Source organism: Arthrobacter sp. 05T444, from assembly GCF_056395905.1.
Genome location: NZ_JBFTKK010000024.1, coordinates 24,764 through 44,085, shown reverse-complemented (window position 1 = coordinate 44,085; position 19,322 = coordinate 24,764). Strand labels below are relative to the sequence as shown.

Genomic DNA, 19,322 nt, shown 5'->3' with positions numbered 1-19,322 from the left:
TATTGCCTAACCCGTAACGAGTGCACTTTCCGGGGTCGCATGACCTTGCTTCGAAGTCCCGTCCACACGCCAAAAGGCACGAAAAGTTGTAGGCGGTCAGGACGTCGACCGCGTGTCGAACGCCGCTGCCGATTCCCGTAGAAGGCGCGCGACGGTGTCCACGGGCATGCTGGCTGACCGCCGGCGGTCGAACCGTCGCAGGACGATGCGTCGCGTGCCCAGTCCAGGGACGTCCAGGACGTCCACCCCGTCATGGCTGACGCCGCTCAATGCCAAGGTGGGTACGATGGCGACACCCTCCCCCGCCGCGACCAGTGCCAGTGCGGTCAGCGTTTCCTGATATTGATGCACCGTCTCCATCTGGGCACCGATGGACTGACGGAGCCGGCCGAGCACCGCAGCGTTGGCGGCTGAGGAGTCGACACCGAGCCAGAGAAGTGGCAGATGCCCAAGGTCGATGTTCTCTGTAGTGAGCAGGGCGCCCGCGGGAACCACCAGTTTCCAGGGCTCGTCCAGCAGGGGCTCCTCGATCATTCCGGCGGAAAGTGAACGTTGGCCGGCCGTCATCGAATCGAGCTCGACCACAACAGCGTCGAGCTCGCGCTGCCGGAGCAGGCGTAACAAGTCAGGGAAGTCGTCTTCAATCAGCCGGATCTGCAGTTGCGGGTACCGGATGCGCCACTCGGGCAAACGCGGGATCACCACCGTGCGAACAAAGCTGGTGAATCCGCCCACCCGCACCACCCCCGCGACCTTGGCCCCGCCCTGTATCCGGGCGCGGGCGACGCTGAGGGCGCGTTCGATCTCTTCGCCGGCTTCTGCAACGGCCATGCCGGCGGGTGTCAAAACCGAGCCTTTGGGTGTGCGCACCACCAGCGCATGCCCCGTCTCGTCCTCTAGTTTGCTGAGCTGCTGGGACACGGCCGAGGGCGTGATTCCCAGTTCGTCAGCCGCGGCGAGCACCCCGCCGGTGCGGGCGATCGCAAGGAGAACTCGCAGCCGGCGCGGATCAATATCCATGTTAAGTAGTTCTAAACCACATCTTCAGAGGAATGCAATTGAACTACACGCCTGTCGTGCTCATAATTGCTTTTGAAAGCCAAAACCAACAGCGGAAATCCAGACTGGCGGTCCAAGCGAATGAAGCCCTCGCGCGGACGGCGGAGCAAACGCTGATCCAGTGATTCAGTCGGCAAGGGCCTCTTCCAAAACGCACACCAATAGCCCGCCAGCTCCACTCCGCCCGGCGGATGGCAGCCGGGCACCACCCCTGAAAGGACATCATGGAACTGCTGTTTGAAATTTCCGGCTGGGCAGGTGCGGTTGCGATTCTCAGTGCTTTCCTGGCGGTGTCCATGGGGTGGCTGAAGGCTGGCAAGGGCTTCCAGGCCGCGAATCTCCTGGGTGCTTGTGCCTTTATTATCAATGGCGCCTTCCACGAAGCATGGCCGTCCGTGGTCACGAATATCGCCTGGTTCCTCATTTCCGCGGTCGCACTTCTTCGCATGCGGTCCGCACAGGATTCGCCGGCGGCCGCTGCTGCGGCCCCGCAGCTGCAGTTTCCTGGCGGCCCTGACACCACCGGCCAACTGGCCATCGTTGAAGTGACTCGGGCAGCCAGCTTTACTTAGCCAGCTTTTCCTGAGCGGACGACGGCGGGAAGTCCCGCCGTCGTCCGCTTTATCGCCTGACTTCGCGCCTAAACCTGGCTGCGCGAAGGCGCCCCATCCGCTCTCGGGAATCTGGACTATATTCGGACAAGGGAGAGGACCATATTGCATCGCAGGAACAGGGAGGCGGATCTCTGAATGGCGGGGATGCCACCAGTAACGGTGGAAGTGAGTGACGCCGTCGTCCAGTGCCTCGTCCGGGACCAGCGGCCCGACCTCGGCGGTCGCCCTTTGGCGCGGGTTGCGAATGGCTGGGACAACGCGACCTTCCGGCTCGGCGACGACCTGGCCGTGAGGCTGCCGCGCAGGGCGGAGGCCGTTTCGCTGATACTGCATGAGCGGCGCTACCTTCCCGACATAGCCCGCCGCTCCCCGGTTGCGGTTCCTGTGCCCGTCCATGCCGGCCGGCCGACGTCGGACTTTCCTTGGCCGTGGAGCATCGTGCGGTGGGTCCCCGGAGCCGCCGCGGCCGATGTCGGCCCGGCAGACCGCAGGCCGGCGGCTGAAGGCCTGGCCGATTTCCTCCGGTCCCTCCACGTGCCCGCCGAAACCGGCGTCCCGGTGAATCCTTTCCGCGGCGTGCCGCTGACGGACCGTGACCCTGCGGTGGTGGAACGGCTCGGGGACCGCGAACGCTACCCGCAGGCGGCAGCGCTGAGAGCGGTGTGGGCGCGGGCCTGTGCTGCTAAAGCCTGGGATGGTCCGGCGATGATGCTCCACGGGGACCTTCACCCGGGCAATATCCTGCTGGCGGACGACGGCTCGCTGGCTGGGGTCATCGATTTCGGCGACGTCGGGGCAGGGGACCCTGCTGTCGATCTTGCGGTGGGGTGGCTGATGTTCGACACCGGCGCCCGCCGCCGCTTCATCGACGCCTTTGGCCCCGCAGTGGAAGGGGACACCTGGATGAGGGCCCGGGGCTGGGCTCTCATCCTGTCCACCGCCATGCTGAGCAACTCCGACGATAATCCGCGGATGTTCGCCGTCGGAAAGTTCGGGATCAGGCAGATCCTGGAAAGCTGACATTGCCTGCAACTCCGAGGCCGGCGTTAATGTCAGTGCCTGCTGTCATGCTGTGCGTATGGATGGCAGAGCAGTCGCGGAGACGTTGGAGGCCATGAAGGCCTCCCTTGCTGCGTTGGCTGCATTTGCCGGTCGCGGGGCCGGGAACGTGGCCCCGCCTGGTGCTGATCTTCTTCAGGACGAAGCGGACGCCTGCCTGGACGGTCTGGCTGAGGCGGGCACCATGGAAGCCATGATGGCCGCGCTGAAAGTGCACTTCGCCGCCGGATGCGCCCACGCTGCCGCAGCCATGGCGGCCCCGGCGGTTTCGCCGCAGGAGCGCACGGCCCAGGAAATGGCAGTGACAGCAGAGGTGGCCTGTGTCATGACGGTGAGTGAGAGATCGGCAGCGGCGATACTGGCGGACTCAGCCACCCTGACCACCGGGTTGCCACTGACGCTCGCTGCGCTGCTGGCAGGGAGCATTTCATGGCAGCACGCGCGGGTGATGTGCGATGAAACATCGGGTCTGGACCCTGCCGCGGCTGCTGCCTTGGAGGCTCATTTCCTGGACCCCGAAGCCCCCTTTGCAGCGCGTGGCTGCCCGGCCGGGGAGCTGGTGCCGGGAAGGTTCCGCGCCAAAGCGCGCAGCTGGCGTGAGCGGCACCATCCCGTAAGCATCGAAGCGCGCCACCGCAGGGGTGCGGAAGGCCGCCGGCTGGAATATGTCCCGGACCGGGACGGCATGGCCTGGCTCTCGGCCTATGTGACTGCGGATGTGGCAGCGGCTGTTTGGTCCCGTGCCACGGAAGCGGCGCGTACCCTGCAGGGGCCGACCGAATCCCGGACTCTGACCCAGCTCCGTGCGGACGTCGCCGCTGACTGGCTGCTGGTGGGGGTGGCGGAAGGAACCCCGTCGCCCAAGGCGCAGGTCATGGTGACCGTTCCGGTGTTGTCGCTCTTGGGCACCGGGACGGACCCGGCCACGCTGGACGGGTACGGTCCTATTCCGGCGAGCATGGCCCGCCGGCTGGTCGCGGATGGCGCCGGATCGTTCCTGCGAGTGCTGACCGATCCGGGCAGCGGAGCGCCGCTGGAGATCGGCCGCACCAGCTACCGGGTTCCGAAGGCGATGCGCCAATGGTTGCGGCTTCGGGATGGACGCTGCCCTTTTCCCGGCTGCAACAACCACTCCTTGGATAATGAAGCGGACCATCTGCTGGCTTGGTCCGAGGGAGGCGGCACCGGCATCACCAACCTGGGCCAGCCGTGCCGGAGGCACCACCGACTCAAACACACCTCAGCGTGGAGGCCAGGTGACGCCACCCGGGACCAGCCGCCAAGCTGGATCTCACCCGCGGGACGCTCCTATCCCAGCGAACAACAGGAGTGGGAACCGCCCGACTGGCCGCACGTACTTGCCAGTGCCGCCGGTCCCGGAGAGACCGGGCCACCATTACCGGTGGATCCCTTGCCTGGCTGGGCACTATTCATCGCGGCGTAGGGTTGACTCTCGACGGTCTTGCTGACGTCGACAACCAGCAAAACCTAACCCGTGCCCACCAGAGTGCAGCCACAGCGCGGGGCTAAATCAATGTCGGCGGCGGGGACGTCCCGCCGTCGGCTAGCTCTCCAGCAGCCCGCCGCCGGCCCAGCGCCGGAGCGCGAGCTTTTCTGCGTCGTCGAACTCCATGAGGGCAAGCCGGCACAGCTCTTCAACATTTCTTGTCCACGCGGCAGCGAGGTCCCTGGCCGGCATGTCGTCCGGGAGGGATCCGCCCGCGTACACCACGCCTTGGATCACGAAGTTGACGGCTGAGCGGGACACCGGCTGCCCGGCCGCAACACAGTCGTCCCGGACGGACCGTGCCAGTTCGCTGCGATTGCCCGAGTGCTCGCGCAACTTCGCCTCCAGCGACAGGAAAACCTGACGGAACTGTTCGGACGACAGCGCCGGCACGTCAGTGACCCGGGTGACCTGCTCCTCGATCGCCGGCCGGCCCTCGGGTGCCAGCGCGGAGAGCTCCGGCGAAAACCGCTTGGCGTCCCACACCCAGCCGGGCGACGGCGTGGACGAGTACTGCACGCCCTGGCCGATCTGGGCGATCCAGGCCCCGAACTTGCCGAAGCCGCCCCAGTCGGTCTTGAGCGACGGGTCTGCGGTCAGGGCCCTGTGCGCCGCAACCGCCCCGGTGACCGGGCCCGGCGCAGCCTGCACCAGGGCGCGGACCTCGTCGGCCGCCGCCGTCGCGGATCCTGGGACACCTGGTGCGGTGCGGAGCGGTGCACCAAGTCCGGCAGACGCCACCATGCGGGGGACTCCGGCCGGGGTCCCGTTGAGAATTGCCACGAAGTCGTGGGACTCCACCACGTTATCGGCCATCTCCCGGTACGCGAATGCTACGGCGCCGGCGGCAATGACGGTTGTCATGCGGTCAGCCGCCCGGAACCGCTGGATCAGGGACGTGAAGTCCGCATCCGCCGACGCGATGAAGAATTGCTCGACTTGTGCCGCGCCGGACAGGGCGTCCATCGCGTCCAGCACCAGATTGATGTCGGTGCTGGACTTGCCCCGTTGCGTGAGGGAGGGGCAATCGATCACGCGGAAACCCGCCCGGGTCCAGTACGGCCTGTACTTGGAGTAGACCACCGGATTGAGATAGCAATTGCGGATCAGGAAGCGCCGGGATTCCTCACCTGCGCCGCCATCGGCCAACGCTTCCGTCCAATGTTTGGGATCCTCTGCGAATCTCCTGGCCGCGGCCGGGTCCAATGCCATCAGGCCCGTGTAGACGTTGTCGAAGTCAACGAACATCGCGGCGCGGATGCCGGGCCGCCTGGACTGGTGTTGAGGTTCCGTCATCGGCTCAGTGTGCCAGCAAGAGCGGCGGACAGACCAGATGTGTCCCACACTTTGGCGCCCTTTGAACCGTGGCTTACCCCGCTGGCATTCTCGAGGCGTACTAGTAGACGGAACCTTCGAGGAGTTCCGAGAGCCTGCCGGCGGCGCGCCGGAGTTCCGGAACGCCGGCATTGAGGCCGCCTTCGCTGGCTGTCTCGACGGGACTGGTCAGGGCGATGGATTCGCTGGGGCGGCCACCCCTGTTGGGCACGGCGACGGCTACGGACAAGACGCCGGTGGCCCGCTCATCGGCGGAATAGGCGTAGTCGACCCCTGGTTCCGGCAGGCGCGCCCGAAGCTCGTCGGCCGTGAACGTACTGTCTTCATGCCCGGCTGCGATGGCTGCAGACACCACCTGCTGAAGTTCTTCCTCCGAGACCGAGGCCAGCAGGATCTTCCCGGCCGCCCCCACCGTGAGGGGGAGGCGCTTGCCCAGCGGCAGGTCGTAGCGGAGGGGCGAGTCGCCGTCGACGCGTGCCACGAGGATCCTTTCGAAGCCGAGCCTCGTGTACAGCGATGCCGTTAGCCCGGTCTGGGAGGCCACCTGCTGAAGGATCGGTCGCGCGGCCACGACCAGGGGGTCGTTCTCTAGATAGCTTCGGGCGGCAGGCAGGACCGCCGGCCCTATCCGGTAGGACTTGTCAGTCTGGCTGACCATGCCGAAATCCTGAAGGACGCGCAGGATCCGCAGCGTGGTCGGCAGGCTCATGCCGCAGGCCCTGGCCAGGTCACTGAGGCGCTGTGGCCGCTCCGCGCGTTGCAGTTCGGCGTAGAGCTCCATTGCCCGTGACAGCGAGCGCATGTTCCCGGACTTCGGGCCGTCCTCGGGAGAGCTGGCTGAGTGTGTCGAAGTCACCGTCATTCTTTCATTGTATGTAACTTCCTTGCGCTTGACAGGGCCTGTGTCGCCTGTCACTATTTCTTCAGACGCAATATTCTTTCATTGTATGAAATGAACTAACACGGAGCGTAAGAAGGAAAAGATGACAATGGAGTCAGTAGTGACCAAACCAAGGAGCACCAGCCGCGTCGCTCCCTCGGTGCTGACAGGTATCGGTGCGTTCACCGCCGTCGGCGTGTACGTCCTGGTCAGCTCGGTCGGCCTCGGCCTGTGGACATCGCTGGGCCCTGGCCCCGGCCTGTTCCCGTTCGCCATGGGAGGGGTGCTGGTGGCCATGTCAGCTCTCTGGTTGGTCCAGGAGCTTCGCCGGCCGAGCGAGAGGTCCGAGGGGATCGACCGGGGGGTAGTGATCGCCGTCGTGGTCAGCCTCGTTGTTCTGGCGTCGGTCATGGACTTGCTTGGCTTCCAGCTGAGCATGTTCCTGTTCCTGCTGTATCACCTGAAACTGCGCGGCGGCCGGACCTGGGTGTCTTCGCTGATCATCGCCCTCGCCGGAAGCGTCGGCGCGTTCTATGCCTTTAGCTACGGCCTCAACGTCGCACTTCCCGTTTCGGCATTCGCTCCGCTGAACTTGATCGGACTCTAATCGTGGACACACTCACCGAACTGCTCGGCGGCTTCGCGGCCGCCATGACATGGCAAAACCTGATCTTCGCCTTCCTGGGCTGCCTGCTGGGCACCATCATCGGAGTCCTTCCCGGCGTCGGCCCCGTAGCAGGCGTGGCACTGCTGATCCCTCTCACCCTGAACCTGGATCCGACCGGCTCGATCATCATGCTGTGTGCCATTTTCTACGGCACCCAGTACGGCGGAACCATCACCAGCGTCCTTTTGAACACACCGGGTGAGGCATCGTCGGCGATCACTACCATCGACGGCTACGCGATGACCAAGCTCGGCAGGGCAGGTGCCGCGTTGACCCTGGCCGCGGTGGGATCCTTCGTTGGCGGAACCATCGCCACCATCGGCTTGGTCGCCGCCGCCAAGCCACTCGGTGAACTGGGCCTGCTCGTCGGCCCGCCGGAGTTCTTCGCACTCATGGTCGTCGGCATCTCCCTGCTGGTTGCCTTGGCCGGCAAGTCAATGGTCAAGGCCCTCATCTCCGGGGCCCTGGGCCTGCTGATCTCCATGGTGGGTATCGACCCCGTCGCCGGCGCCCCGCGCTTCACCTTCGGGATGGACCGGCTCCTGGACGGCGTCAGCTTCGTCGCCGTCATCGTCGGCGTCTTCGGGCTCTCCGAAATCCTGTCCTACCGCAAGAACGCGGAGACCCCCTTGGTGCACGCCCCCGGCATGCGCTCACTGCTCCCGACCCGGGCGGAATGGCGCCGCAGCGCCCCCGCCATGGCCCGGGGCACAGGCGTCGGCTTCGGCCTCGGACTCATTCCAGGCATGACCGGATCGGTGTCGTCCCTCCTGTCTTACGCCGCCGAGAAGAAGTTCTCCCGCTTCCGCCACCAACTCGGCAAAGGCGCGGTGGAAGGAGTGGCCGGCCCCGAAACAGCCAACAACGCACACGCCAACGCCGCCCTGATCCCGCTCTTCACCCTCGGCATCCCGGCATCCCCGACCATCGCCGTGCTGATGGGCGCCTTCCTCCAGCAAGGCCTGACGCCCGGACCCAGCCTGTTCACTGAACACTCCGACATCGCCTGGGCCATCATCGCCAGCCTCTTCATCGGCAACCTGCTACTGCTGCTGCTCAACGTCCCCCTGGTCGGCCTCTGGACCTCTATCCTGCGCGTCCCCACTCCCATCCTGACCGCCCTGATCCTGCTGTTCATGGTCATCGGTGCCTACACCATCAACTTCAGCGTCTTCGACGTCTTCGTCATGATCGGCTTCGGACTCCTCGGCCTGGCCCTGAGGAACCTGGACATCCCACTGGCGCCGATGGTCCTCACCCTGGTGCTGGGCCCGCTGATGGAACGTTCACTGCGCGAATCCCTGGAAATCTCCCAGGGCGACTTCAGCGTCTTCGTCAACCGCCCCATCTCCGCCGTACTGATCGGCCTTGGGGTGCTGATCATCTGCAGTCCGTTGCTGAAGTTCCGCAAGCCCAAGGCCCTCACCGAGGACCCCGAAGCCTAACCCTGCTTTATCCCCTACGTCCGACTACCTACCAACCCACACCTCTCTTCGAAGGAGAAGACCCTTGTCACGCATAAAAATCACCGCAGCCTTCGCCGCTGCAGCCCTCATCGCTCTCACCGGCTGCGGCGCCAACGCCGGCGCCTCCACCGTCTCCGGGGACGACTTCCCCAAGAAGGGCAAGTCCATCGACCTGATCGTGGCCTTCTCCTCTGGCGGTGCCGTGGACACCGCGGCCCGCCTCGTCCAGCCCATTCTGGAAAGAGAACTAGGCACGAACGTCGAGGTCATTAACAAGCCCGGCGCCGGCGGGCAGATCGGCTACACGGCACTGACCAGCGCCAAGCCCGACGGTTACACCATCGGCGCAACGGGCTCCCCGTCGGTCGTCGTCTCACCTCTGGACCCGGCCCGCGGCGCCAAGTACACCCGGGCCAGTTTCCAGCCCCTCGGACGGCAGGTTGTCGATCCGGCCGTCATCGCCGTGCAGCCGGACAGCCCCTACAAGACGCTGAAGGAACTCCTCGACGCCGCCAAGGCCAATCCGAAATCCATGACCGCCAGCACCACCGGACTGCAGACCGGCGAACACTTCGCCCTGGCCCAGATTCAGGAAACCACCGGTTCCGAGTTCGCCCCGGTGCACTTCTCCGATGGCGCATCCCAGGCCACCACCGCGTTCCTCGGCAAGCACGTGGATGTCCTGGTCGCCAACGTCAGCGACGTGACCGACCTGACCAAGCAGGGCAAGGCCCGTGTCCTGGGCATCATGACGGCCGAACGCTCACCCTCGCTGCCGGACGTCCCCACCTTCAAGGAATCCGGCTACGACGTCGAAGCGGGCACCGCCCGCGGATACTCCGCACCCGCCGGGCTCCCTGACGCCGTCGCCAAGAAGCTCGAAGCCGCCCTGCAGAAGGCCATCGAGGACCCTGCCGTCAAGGAAAAGATGAGCGCCCTCGGCCTTCAGACCAGCTACCTCTCAGGCGCCGACTACGAGAAGTTCTGGGCCGGACAGGAAGAGGACTTCAAGAAGGCCCTTCCGCTGGTCCAGAAGAAAAACTAGCCCCTCCTCCTGCCGCCACCCACGGAAGAATTCACCATGACAACGCCCGTCCTTGAAGACACCAACGCGGACTTCGCCCGCCCCGACCGGGCCCTAGTCGAGCGCCTCGCCAAGCTCCCCGCCGCCAACATCGGCGACGCCATGGACCGCCTCGGAGTCGCCGACTCAGCCATCCAGGCCATCTGGCCCGGCGCCCGCCTGGCCGGACCCGCCTTCACCGTCTGGACACGCCCGGGAGACAACCAGGGCATCCACCGCGCCCTGAAGCTCGCCCGACCCGGAGACGTCATCGTCGTTAGCGGCGGCGGGGACGAATCCCGGGCGCTGCTGGGTGAACTGATCGGTGAACGGGCCATCAACCTCGGCCTCGCCGGATTCGCCCTGGACGGCGCGGCCCGCGACGCCGAAGCCCTCGGCGAGATCGGCATGCCCGTCTTTGCCCGAGCCACCACCCCCGCCGGCCCCTACAAGGACGGGCCCTCCCGCTTGGGGACACCCGTCTCCTTCGGAGGTGTCCCCGTCCTGCCCGGAGACATCATCATCGGCGATTCAGACGGCGTCGTCGTCATCCCCCGGGAACAGGCAGCAACCGTGGCGGAAGCCGCCGAGGCCGTCTTCGCCGACGAAACCGACCGCCGGGCCACCATCGTCGCCTCCCGCCACTAAGCAAGAAAGACACAAACTCATGACAGCATGCACCGTCATCGGTCTCGGAGAAGCAGGGGCAACCTATGCATCAGCCCTGGTCGCAGCAGGCCACAGCGTTACGGGATTTGATCCTGTCGCCCCGTCCACTCCGGCCGGAGTCGTCCGGGCGGCAACCGCCGGCGAGGCCTGCCTCGGCGCGGACATCGTCCTCGTCCTCACCGGGGCGGCCGCCGCGCGAAGCGTGGCCCAGGAATGCCTGCCGGTCCTCCCTGCCGGCAGCTGCTATGCGGACTTCACATCCTCCTCACCCCAGGTGATGCAGGAACTGGGGCGGCTGCCCGGCGCCGCCCTCTTCGCCGACGTCGCCATCCTCGGACCCGTCCCCACCCAGGGTGTAAAGACACCCCTGATGGTCAGCGGCCCCGGCTCACAGGCGGTGGCCCAGCTCCTGTCCCCGCTGGGCGCCGACGTCGACATCGCCGCCGGGGAACCGGGAGCCGCGATGGCCCACAAACTGCTCCGCAGCGTCCTGATGAAAGGCATGGCCTCAGTCGTCGTCGAAGCGGTCACCGCCGGACGGGCCGCCGGGCTGGAAGGCTGGATCCGCACCCAGATCGCCGGGCAACTCGCCGGCGACGGCCAGGCAGTCATCGACAGGTTCCTGACCGGCACCACCAAACACGCCCTGCGCCGCTCCAAGGAAATGCAGGACACCGCCAGCTATCTCTCCGAGCTCGGAGTACCCGCCGAAATGACGGCAGCCTCAGCCACCGCCATGACACGCATGGCCCAGGAAACGGCGCCGATGGCGCCGGCCTTGCGCTGACCCCGGCATCGGGCAGAATCATTTACAGGAACCAACGATGAACCTTCTAGTACGAAATTCCCTGTCAGGAGCAGCAGCATGATCGGCATCTGGGCCCTTGGGGCCTACCTGGCCGTCATCCTGCTCTGGACGACACTGATCAAACGCAGCGTCGGAGAAGCCATGATCCTCGGCTTCCTGGCCGTGCTCCCGTTCACGGGAGCCGCCGCGGCACAGATCGGCTGGTCCTCCCTGTACTCGGCCGCCACGGACGAAATCGTCTACGCCACCATGGCGTTCGTCTTCATGGGATACCTGCTCGACAAAACGGGCGTGCTGGACAGGCTCATCGACCTGCTGAACTCCCTGATCGGCGGCGTCAAGGGGGGCCCCGCCTGGGTGTCCACCGTGGCGTCCGCCGGTCTGGGCGGGGTCGTGCACAACCAGGCTGCCATCGCCGCGACCGTCGGCTCGGTGACCATCCCCTGGATGGAGAAATCCCGGCTCGACAAGCCCTCGGCCGCGACGCTCGTGGCCGGAAACGCCGGAATGGGCATCACCTTCCCTTTCAGTGCCTCCATGTTCGTCCTCGTCGGGTCCGCCACCGTCGGCCCCCTGCTGAACGCCAATTCGCTCGTTCTTCCCCTGCTCATCGGCGGTCTGTGGTGCTTCCTGCACCGGCTGATTGTCACCTGGCTGCTGATCCGCAAGAGCGGGATGACGCCGCTGGACCCCGCACACCGGCTGACTGCCCGGATAGCCTTTGGGCGTGGCTGGGCCACCCTGCTGCTGTTCATTGTGGTGGCCATCCCGCTGATCATCACCTCCGGCGCCATCGCCACGGCACTGTCGGAGTGGACCGGAGGCGACATCACCAAAACCGTCAGCGTCATCGTCTGGATCCCGGTCGTCCTCCTCATCACCGGGGCCCTGCTGGGCAGGAAACAGCTTCCGGGCAGCGGCCGCGCCTGGTGGGCCCTGCTGCGGGAGTCCTCCCCGAGGTTCGGCATTGTGGGGGTAACGGTAGTTTTCGCCTTTGCCGGGGCCAACGCCCTCGCCGCCACCGGGCTGCCAAAACAGATGACGGCGCTGCTCAACCAGCTGAACCTGCCCCTGTGGCTCCTCGCAATCCTCATCGGGCTGATCGTCATCGCCGTCGCCGCGCCGCTCTCCGCCACGGCCACGATGGCCGCCGTCGGAACCGTGGGCGTCGCCACCCTCGTTGCCGCCGGCGTCCCGGCGACCACCGCCGCCGTCGCCGTGCTGATCTTCTCTTCCTGCGAAGCGGCGGTTCCCCCTGGAGGCGCGCCGCTCTACGTCGCCTGCGGCATCGCTGATGTGGACCCGCTCAAGACCTTCGCCCGCCTGCTCACCCACTATGCCCTGCCGCTGCTGGGAATCGGCGTGCTGATCATCGTCGGCATTCTGCCGATCTAAAGGAACCAAGACATGCACCAGACCAGACGAGCCATCGAAGCCATCTTCGTCCTGACCCTCGCTGCACTCCTCCTTGGCGGCATTCTGTTCGTGGCAGGCCAGGCCATCGCCCTCACCACCGGCCAAGGCGATTGGCTGGGATTCTTCAACGAATCCATCAAACCCCCGCTGTGCATCGCGGCCTCCGTGTGCGCCGTCGCCGGCTTCCTCCTCAGCTACAAGCACCCCCAGAAACAGGGACAGACACGGCAGGAAGCAACCACACGATGACAAACCCGACCGGCGACGGCACCTACCCGAGGTTCGCCGAACTGCTCGAAAGGGAAGGCCGGCTTGCCGGGACATCCTGGGGATTGTTTCCCGAACCGGACCGCGGAACGCCATCCTTCATCGTCCAGGACACCATCCTGGAAGCCAGGAGCTGCATCAGGACCGGCACGGTCTTCGGCCTCGACTACCCAGCCGACGCCTTCGATCCCGGAATGTCACTCAAACGCAGTGCACCGCGCCACACGATCTACTCCTCCCATCCTGCCCACCGCGACGACTACCTGGACGGGTACTACCTCCAGGGATCTACCCAGATCGACGGACTGCGCCACCGCCGGGCGGACGACGTCGGCTTTTACAACGGCACCCCGGATGACCGGATTAGGGAAGGCACGCCGGACCTCGGCATTCAAGAATGGGCAGACAAACCCATTGCCGGCAGGGGAGTGCTGATAGACCTCGAGGGATATCGCGCCGGCCAGGGTTCTCCCATCGACCATGCTGGAGGCGAACCGCTCGGCCTTGACCTGATCCAGGCGGCAGCCGAGGCCCAGTCCGTCAGCCTCCGGCCGGGCGACATCGTCATGCTCCACACCGGCTGGTGCGAATGGTTCCTGGACCTGACACTGGAGGACAAACAACGGACCCGTGACAGCCGGCGGGCCACCGGCGTCGGTCAGTCACAGGAGTTTGTCGCCTGGGCGTGGGACCACCGGGTCGCGCTCCTTGCCGCCGACAACTTTGCTCTCGAATGCCTACCCCCGGTCCCAGCAAGCCCCTTCCTTAGCAGTGCCCCCCACGACCACGGCATGATGCACCAGCAACTCCTCGCCAAACTCGGCATGCCCCTAGGCGAACTATGGCGGCTCGGACCCCTCAGTCGATACATGAAAAGCGCCGGCAACTGGGACGCGTTCATCAGCATCAAGCCTCTGAACATCACCGGAGGAACCGGTTCACCCGCCAACGCCACCGCGTTTATGTGATTCCGGTTGAAGAGGCAGAGCGCACGGAACTGGACCAATGGCGCGACCTCAGCCTCAGGCCGGGCATCGACGGCTGAGGTGCAGCCGTCAAAGAGTCCTGGACACTCACACCAGCGGCCACGGGTACCGCATGCCGGTGCGGTCAACCGGCAGCACCCTTTCGTGCAGCATGCGCCGCACCCGGCGCTGCAGTGCGGTGACCTCCGCGTCGTCGAGGAGCTCGGCCACCTCGACAGGCACGGCCTCCGCGAGCGGAGCGATGTCCTCGAGCAGGGCGCCGTGGATGGGTTCACCCGCGAAGTCCCAGATCACGGTGCGCAGCTTGAACGCTGCCGAGAAGCACAGCCCGTGGTCTATGCCCCACACCCGTCCGTCATGGCCGCGCAGCACGTGCCCGCTCTTGCGGTCGGTGTTGTTGGCGATGTAATCGAACAGGGCGATCTGGGACAGGTCGCGATGGGTCTCTGGTGCGTCGGCATACAGAGTGAAGTAATGCTCGCTGAAGTCGCACTCGATGAACCACTGAAGCGAACCGATCCCCAACGGGGCGTCCTCGCGAATCACCGTCAGCGGCACGATTCCCCACTCCAGGGCCTCGCTGAGCAGGTACGCCGCGCGTTCCCGACGGTACAGTCCGGGCTCGAAATCGGACAGCGGCCGTTCCCCGGTTTCCGGCTTGTAGACCGCCCGAGCGGAGTCGTCCCCACAGGAGACCTGAACAAGGAACGTCTCGTTGCTGCTGCGCGGGAGGCGTCCGAGCAGCTCGACGCGTCCCGCGCCGAGCAGTGTCACCTCCCGCCCCGACACCCGCTATCCCGCCCTCAGCCCACTGAGGGGTTCCGACGTCGAATTCACCATGAGCACAGCGGGCGCCTGGCCCTCCACATACGCGATGGCCGAAACCGACCCCGGGCTGATGGCGATCCGCTGGAAGAGGTCCAGGTGCGTGCCCAGGGCGTGGGCCACAGCGGCCTTGATGGGATCTGCGTGGGAGAAGCATACGACGACGCCCCCGGCGTGGGCTGCGCACAGTGCCTCGAGCGCCCCGACGATCCGCGCCTGCATTTGCGTGAAACTCTCGCCGCCTGGGAAGCGGAAGGCCGACGGACTGTGCTGCACGGTCTGCCACTGCGGCAGGCCCGCCAGTTCGGCGAGCTGGACGCCGGTCCACTCGCCGAAGTCGCACTCGATGAGGCCGGCGTCCTCTTGCACCGCCAGTCCGGTGCGGGCTGCCGCGGGCTCCGCTGTCTCACGGGTGCGCTCCAGCGGCGAGGAGTAGACGCCATCGACCGGAAGGCCCGCGAGCCGTTCCGCGACCCGGTCAGCCTGGGCCCGGCCCCGGTCGGACAGATGCAATCCCGGGGCCCGCCCCGGCAGGACCTTGCCCGTGGTGGGCGTTTCCCCGTGGCGCACCAGCAGGAGAAGGGTTCTCTGCGGTCCCGACGGTGGTGCCGGTGGTGCCGCCGGCGCTGCTGCAGTCATCAGGATCAAGCGTAGCGGCAGGGGCCCCGACCGGGAATCGGAAGAATTTGCTCGATTCCCCGCACGTTCGAGGACTACCGTAGAGAGGTGAGTGACCGTCCCGATATCTTCACTGTTGGCGAACTGCGTGCAGCCGGCCACGTCCACAAGGACCTGCGCCACGAAATCCGCGACAACCTCCTCGCTGCGCTCGCCGCCGGCCGCGATCCGTGGCCCGGGATGTTCGGTTTCAGCCGGACCGTCCTTCCCCAGCTCGAGCGTGCCCTGATCGCCGGCCACGACGTCGTCCTGCTCGGCGAACGGGGACAGGGCAAAACACGGCTGCTCCGCACGCTTGCCGGGCTGCTGGACGAGTGGTCGCCAGTGATCGAGGAATCGGAGCTGAACGAACACCCGTACGAACCGATCACGGAGCACTCCCGAGCCCGCGCCATCACCGAAGGGGACCGGCTGCGGGTGGCGTGGCGGCACCGCTCGGAACGTTACGTCGAAAAGCTCGCGACGCCGGACACTTCCGTCGCCGACCTCATCGGCGACGTCGACCCGATGCGGGTGGCCGAAGGCCGCCGTCTCGGGGACCCGGAAACCATCCACTACGGTCTTGTCCCGCGCTCCAACCGCGGGATCATCGCCATCAACGAGCTGCCCGACCTCGCCGAGCGGATCCAGGTGGCCATGCTCAACGTGATGGAGGAGCGCGATATCCAGATCCGCGGCTACGTGCTGCGGCTGCCGCTCGACGTGCTCGTCGTCGCGTCTGCCAACCCTGAGGACTACACGAACCGCGGCCGGATCATCACGCCCCTGAAGGACCGCTTCGGCGCCGAGATCCGCACCCACTACCCGATAGAGCTCGACGACGAGGTTTCCGTAATCCGGCAAGAGGGGCGGCTGGTGGCCGATGTCCCGCCCGTCATCCTCGAGATCCTGGCCCGCTATACACGAGCACTGCGGCAGTCCCCGGCCATCAACCAGACCTCCGGGGTTTCCGCGCGGTTCCCCATTGCGGGCGCCGAAACGGTGGCCGCCGCGGCCCTGCGCCGGGCCAGTATGCGCGGGGAGGACGAGGCCGTCGCCCGGATCGTCGACCTGGAGGCCGCAGCGGAAGTCCTCACGGGGAAGCTTGAGTTCGAGTCCGGTGAGGAAGGGCGTGAACAAGGCGTCCTTGACCACCTCCTGCGCACCGCCACCGCCGAAGCGGTGCGGGCGCACTTTAAGGGTCTCGATATGGCCCCACTTGTGGCTGCGCTCGACGGCCACAAGACCGTAACTACCGGGGAACAGGTCACCGCGCGGGAGTTCCTCCAAAACCTCCCGTCCCTTAACGGTTCCCGCCTTTACGACCAGATCAGTGAGCGCCTGGGCGCGAAAAGCGACGGGCAGCGGGCTGCCGCCGTCGAACTTGCATTGGAAGGTCTCTACCTCGCCCGGCGGATCTCCAAGGAGTCCGACGACGAGGCGACGACCTACGGCTAGGTACAGGAGGGGTCATGGGCGTTCACAACCGGTCCTCCAAATACGGCCGGTACACCGGAGGGCCGGATCCGCTCGCCCCGCCGGTGGACCTGGCGGAGGCACTTGACGCCGTCGCCGAGGACGTCATGGCAGGCTACTCGCCCCGGCACGCCCTGCAGGAGTTCCTGCGGCGCGGCGGCCGGAACCGGGAAGGGCTCGACGACCTCGCCCGGCGCGTTCAACAGCGCCGGAGTGAACTGCTTAGCCATCACCGGCTGGACGGCACCCTCAGCGAGGTCCAGAAGCTGCTCGACACCGCGGTGCTGGAGGAGCGCAAGCAGCTCGCCCGCGACGCCATGATGGACAACACCGACCGTGCCTTCCGGGAGCTGCAACTGCAGAACCTGCCCCGATCCACGGCAGCAGCGGTCAACGAACTCGCCTCCTATGACTGGCAGTCGAGCGCCGCCCGGGAAGCCTACGAGAGGATCAAGGACCTGCTGGGCCGCGAAATGCTTGACCAGCGGTTCGCCGGCATGAAACAGGCGCTCGAGAACGCCACCGATGAGGACCGCGCAGCCGTGAGCGAGATGCTGCGCGACCTCAACGAGCTGCTCGGCAAACACCGGCGCGGTGAGGACACCGACGCGGACTTCCAGGAGTTCATGGCCCGGCACGGCCAGTTCTTTCCGGAAAATCCACAATCAGTCGAGGAGCTGGTGGACGCCCTCGCCCAGCGGGCTGCTGCCGCCCAGCGGCTCCTGCAATCCATGTCCCCGGAGCAGCGCGATGAGCTGATGCGGCTGTCCGCCCAGGCGTTCGGCTCGCCCGAACTCATGGGCCAGCTCGGTCAACTCGACTCCAGCCTGCGCGCCCTGCGCCCCGGCGAGGACTGGAGCGGCTCCGAACGTTTCGAGGGTCAGGAAGGACTCGGGCTGGGCGACGGCACCGGCGTGCTCCAGGACATCGCCGAACTCGACGAGCTGGCCGAACAGCTCTCCCAGTCGTACAACGGGTCGCGCCTTGACGACCTGGACCTCGATGCCCTCGCCCGCCAACTCGGACAGAATGCTTCCGTGACGGCCCGCACCCTCGCCGAAATCGAGCGGGCGATGCAGGACGGCGGCTACTTGCGCCGCGGGGCCGACGGCGACCTTAGGTTGTCGCCGCAGGCCATGCGACGGCTAGGCAGGTCGCTGTTGCGGGACACCGCCAGGCAATTGTCCGGCCGGCAGGGGCGCCGCGACGCGCGCGTCGCCGGGGCGGCCGGCGAGCAGACCGGGTCCAGCCGCCAGTGGGAGTTCGGCGACGCAGAGCCGTGGGACGTTACCCGTACCATGACCAACGCGATCCGCCGGACCATTGCCGACGGCGGTGATCCCAGCCGCGGCCTGCGCCTTGGCGCTGGTGACATCGAGGTGACGGAGACGGAGGCGCGCACGCAGGCCGCCGTCGTGCTGCTCGCCGACGTGTCGTTCTCGATGGCCGCCGAGGGGCGATGGGTGCCCATGAAACGCACCGCCCTCGCCTTGCACCACCTCGTCTCAACCCGGTTCCGCGGGGACCGGCTGCAGCTGATCACGTTCGGCCGCTACGCCCAGTCCATGGACATCGGCGAGCTCACGGCCCTTCCGGCCCTGCGGGAGCAGGGAACCAATCTGCATCACGGTTTGCTGTTGGCTGGCCGTTTCTTCCGCAAGCACCCTTCGATGCAGCCCGTCCTCCTCGTGGTGACCGACGGCGAGCCCACGGCGCACCTGTTGCCCGACGGCGAGTCGTGGTTCTGCTGGCCGCCGGACCCGGAAACCATCCGCGCCACGGTCGCCGAGCTGGACCGCCTAGGGCGTGCCGGCACCCAAGCAACGTTCTTCCGGCTCGGCGATGACCCAGGCCTCGAATCGTTCGTCCAGCGTATGGTCCGCCGGATCGACGGCCGGGTCGTTGCGCCCGAGGCCGGGGACCTGGGGGCTGCCGTTGTGGGGGAGTACCTCCGCGCCCACTTCCGCGGCCGCGCCTACGACGACACCGACTGGGCGGTTTAGAACTTCGCCCCGGACCGTCTACGCATGTGCATTGGCAGGAACGACTGAAGGGCCCATATCGCAGGCCGAAGCGGGTTCGCGGTATCGTTCAGCACCCGGCAAGCAGGCGCCGGACTGATGTCCCGTAAATTCCGTTTGGCATCCTCCCGGATTCTGCGAAACCGATGTAATTTGCCCCTGCGCCGATGCGGTTTGCAAAGAACCGATGCTGATTGCTGGTTCAGCGGCGTTGCCCTTGCGCAGGATCCGCAGGAGGCCAGTGACCGAGATGAGGAACCAGACGATGTTGGTCACTACGGAGGGCCAGGCGCCGTGGTAGGCGCCGTTGATGATGAAGGCGAATGAACCTAGGAGATTGCCCACTTGGAAGCGCCGTCCCGTCCGGACCCAGCCCATGGATACGGACAGGTAGGCGGTCAACATCACTGCTGCTCCAGTCCATCCCGCGATCTCGGACAGCACGTCCATGGTTCTCCTTCTGCTTTTTTGTGTTCTTCAGGGCTGGCGGGAGCAATGCCAGGGCTTGAGGGGGTTGCGTGAACGTTATGTTCACTCCGTGAACGTT

Annotated in this window: 19 protein-coding genes; 13 read left to right on the top strand and 6 right to left on the bottom strand. The window is 66.3% G+C overall.

What is annotated here, in order from left to right:
* Positions 1–96: 96 nt before the first annotated feature.
* Positions 97–1,020 (bottom strand): LysR family transcriptional regulator, encoded by a 924-nt coding sequence (locus AC1DD3_RS18805; protein ID WP_476882250.1) that lies wholly within the window; start codon positions 1,018–1,020, stop codon positions 97–99.
* Positions 1,021–1,283: 263 nt separating this feature from the next.
* Between AC1DD3_RS18805 and AC1DD3_RS18800 the strand changes: the two genes are divergently transcribed.
* The 3 genes from AC1DD3_RS18800 to AC1DD3_RS18790 all read left to right on the top strand — a co-directional run bounded on the left by AC1DD3_RS18800 (position 1,284) and on the right by AC1DD3_RS18790 (position 4,176).
* The gene (locus tag AC1DD3_RS18800; protein WP_476882249.1) at positions 1,284–1,631 is read left to right on the top strand and encodes a CBU_0592 family membrane protein; all 348 of its coding nucleotides are present in this window, start codon (positions 1,284–1,286) and stop codon (positions 1,629–1,631) included.
* 186 nt (positions 1,632–1,817) lie between these two features.
* Positions 1,818–2,693 carry an aminoglycoside phosphotransferase family protein gene (locus AC1DD3_RS18795; RefSeq protein ID WP_476882248.1) on the top strand — a complete coding sequence of 292 codons (876 nt, stop codon included), beginning with the start codon at positions 1,818–1,820 and terminating at the stop codon, positions 2,691–2,693.
* Between the two features lie 58 nt (positions 2,694–2,751).
* A complete protein-coding gene (locus AC1DD3_RS18790; protein WP_476882247.1) occupies positions 2,752–4,176 on the top strand; it encodes an HNH endonuclease signature motif containing protein in 1,425 nt (474 codons plus the stop codon).
* Positions 4,177–4,296: 120 nt separating this feature from the next.
* Here the strand turns inward: AC1DD3_RS18790 and AC1DD3_RS18785 are convergent, their stop codons facing one another.
* Complete coding sequence (locus AC1DD3_RS18785) at positions 4,297–5,535, bottom strand: NYN domain-containing protein (RefSeq protein WP_230120956.1); 1,239 nt, start codon at positions 5,533–5,535, stop codon at positions 4,297–4,299.
* 100 nt (positions 5,536–5,635) lie between these two features.
* Entirely contained in the window at positions 5,636–6,436 is an 801-nt protein-coding gene (locus AC1DD3_RS18780; RefSeq protein WP_476876795.1) for an IclR family transcriptional regulator, read from the bottom strand.
* 121 nt (positions 6,437–6,557) lie between these two features.
* Between AC1DD3_RS18780 and AC1DD3_RS18775 the strand changes: the two genes are divergently transcribed.
* The 8 genes from AC1DD3_RS18775 to AC1DD3_RS18740 all read left to right on the top strand — a co-directional run bounded on the left by AC1DD3_RS18775 (position 6,558) and on the right by AC1DD3_RS18740 (position 13,778).
* Entirely contained in the window at positions 6,558–7,061 is a 504-nt protein-coding gene (locus AC1DD3_RS18775; protein ID WP_476882246.1) for a tripartite tricarboxylate transporter TctB family protein, read from the top strand.
* Between the two features lie 2 nt (positions 7,062–7,063).
* Positions 7,064–8,566 (top strand): tripartite tricarboxylate transporter permease, encoded by a 1,503-nt coding sequence (locus AC1DD3_RS18770; protein ID WP_230120962.1) that lies wholly within the window; start codon positions 7,064–7,066, stop codon positions 8,564–8,566.
* Between the two features lie 64 nt (positions 8,567–8,630).
* Complete coding sequence (locus AC1DD3_RS18765; RefSeq protein WP_476882245.1) at positions 8,631–9,632, top strand: tripartite tricarboxylate transporter substrate binding protein; 1,002 nt, start codon at positions 8,631–8,633, stop codon at positions 9,630–9,632.
* A 36-nt stretch (positions 9,633–9,668) separates the two neighbouring features.
* Entirely contained in the window at positions 9,669–10,298 is a 630-nt protein-coding gene (locus AC1DD3_RS18760; RefSeq protein WP_476882244.1) for an RraA family protein, read from the top strand.
* Positions 10,299–10,317: 19 nt separating this feature from the next.
* Positions 10,318–11,106, top strand: coding sequence for an NAD(P)-dependent oxidoreductase (locus AC1DD3_RS18755; protein ID WP_230120967.1), 789 nt, complete (start codon positions 10,318–10,320; stop codon positions 11,104–11,106).
* A gap of 78 nt (positions 11,107–11,184) precedes the next feature.
* A complete protein-coding gene (locus AC1DD3_RS18750) occupies positions 11,185–12,522 on the top strand; it encodes a TRAP transporter large permease subunit (RefSeq protein ID WP_476882243.1) in 1,338 nt (445 codons plus the stop codon).
* Between the two features lie 12 nt (positions 12,523–12,534).
* A complete protein-coding gene (locus AC1DD3_RS18745; RefSeq protein WP_476876791.1) occupies positions 12,535–12,792 on the top strand; it encodes a hypothetical protein in 258 nt (85 codons plus the stop codon).
* Positions 12,789–13,778: a cyclase family protein gene (locus tag AC1DD3_RS18740; protein ID WP_230120973.1), complete on the top strand. Its 990-nt coding sequence runs from the start codon at positions 12,789–12,791 to the stop codon at positions 13,776–13,778. The genes AC1DD3_RS18745 and AC1DD3_RS18740 overlap by 4 nt, the downstream gene beginning before the upstream one ends.
* Before the next feature lie 105 nt (positions 13,779–13,883).
* Here AC1DD3_RS18740 and AC1DD3_RS18735 read toward each other — a convergent pair whose 3' ends face one another.
* Together AC1DD3_RS18735 and AC1DD3_RS18730 are read right to left on the bottom strand one after the other, a co-directional pair.
* A complete protein-coding gene (locus tag AC1DD3_RS18735) occupies positions 13,884–14,585 on the bottom strand; it encodes an SCO1664 family protein (RefSeq protein WP_476876790.1) in 702 nt (233 codons plus the stop codon).
* A 3-nt stretch (positions 14,586–14,588) separates the two neighbouring features.
* Positions 14,589–15,260, bottom strand: a complete 672-nt coding sequence (locus AC1DD3_RS18730; protein ID WP_230120977.1) for an MSMEG_4193 family putative phosphomutase — start codon at positions 15,258–15,260, stop codon at positions 14,589–14,591.
* Positions 15,261–15,347: 87 nt separating this feature from the next.
* Here AC1DD3_RS18730 and AC1DD3_RS18725 point away from each other — a divergent pair, with 87 nt between their 5' ends.
* A complete protein-coding gene (locus tag AC1DD3_RS18725; protein ID WP_476876789.1) occupies positions 15,348–16,736 on the top strand; it encodes a sigma 54-interacting transcriptional regulator in 1,389 nt (462 codons plus the stop codon).
* Positions 16,737–16,750: 14 nt separating this feature from the next.
* On the top strand, positions 16,751–18,757 hold the full coding sequence (locus tag AC1DD3_RS18720) for a vWA domain-containing protein (protein ID WP_476876788.1): 2,007 nt from the start codon (positions 16,751–16,753) through the stop codon (positions 18,755–18,757).
* A gap of 18 nt (positions 18,758–18,775) precedes the next feature.
* Here the strand turns inward: AC1DD3_RS18720 and AC1DD3_RS18715 are convergent, their stop codons facing one another.
* Positions 18,776–19,225: a CBU_0592 family membrane protein gene (locus AC1DD3_RS18715; RefSeq protein ID WP_230120988.1), complete on the bottom strand. Its 450-nt coding sequence runs from the start codon at positions 19,223–19,225 to the stop codon at positions 18,776–18,778.
* Between the last annotated feature and the right edge of the window lie 97 nt (positions 19,226–19,322).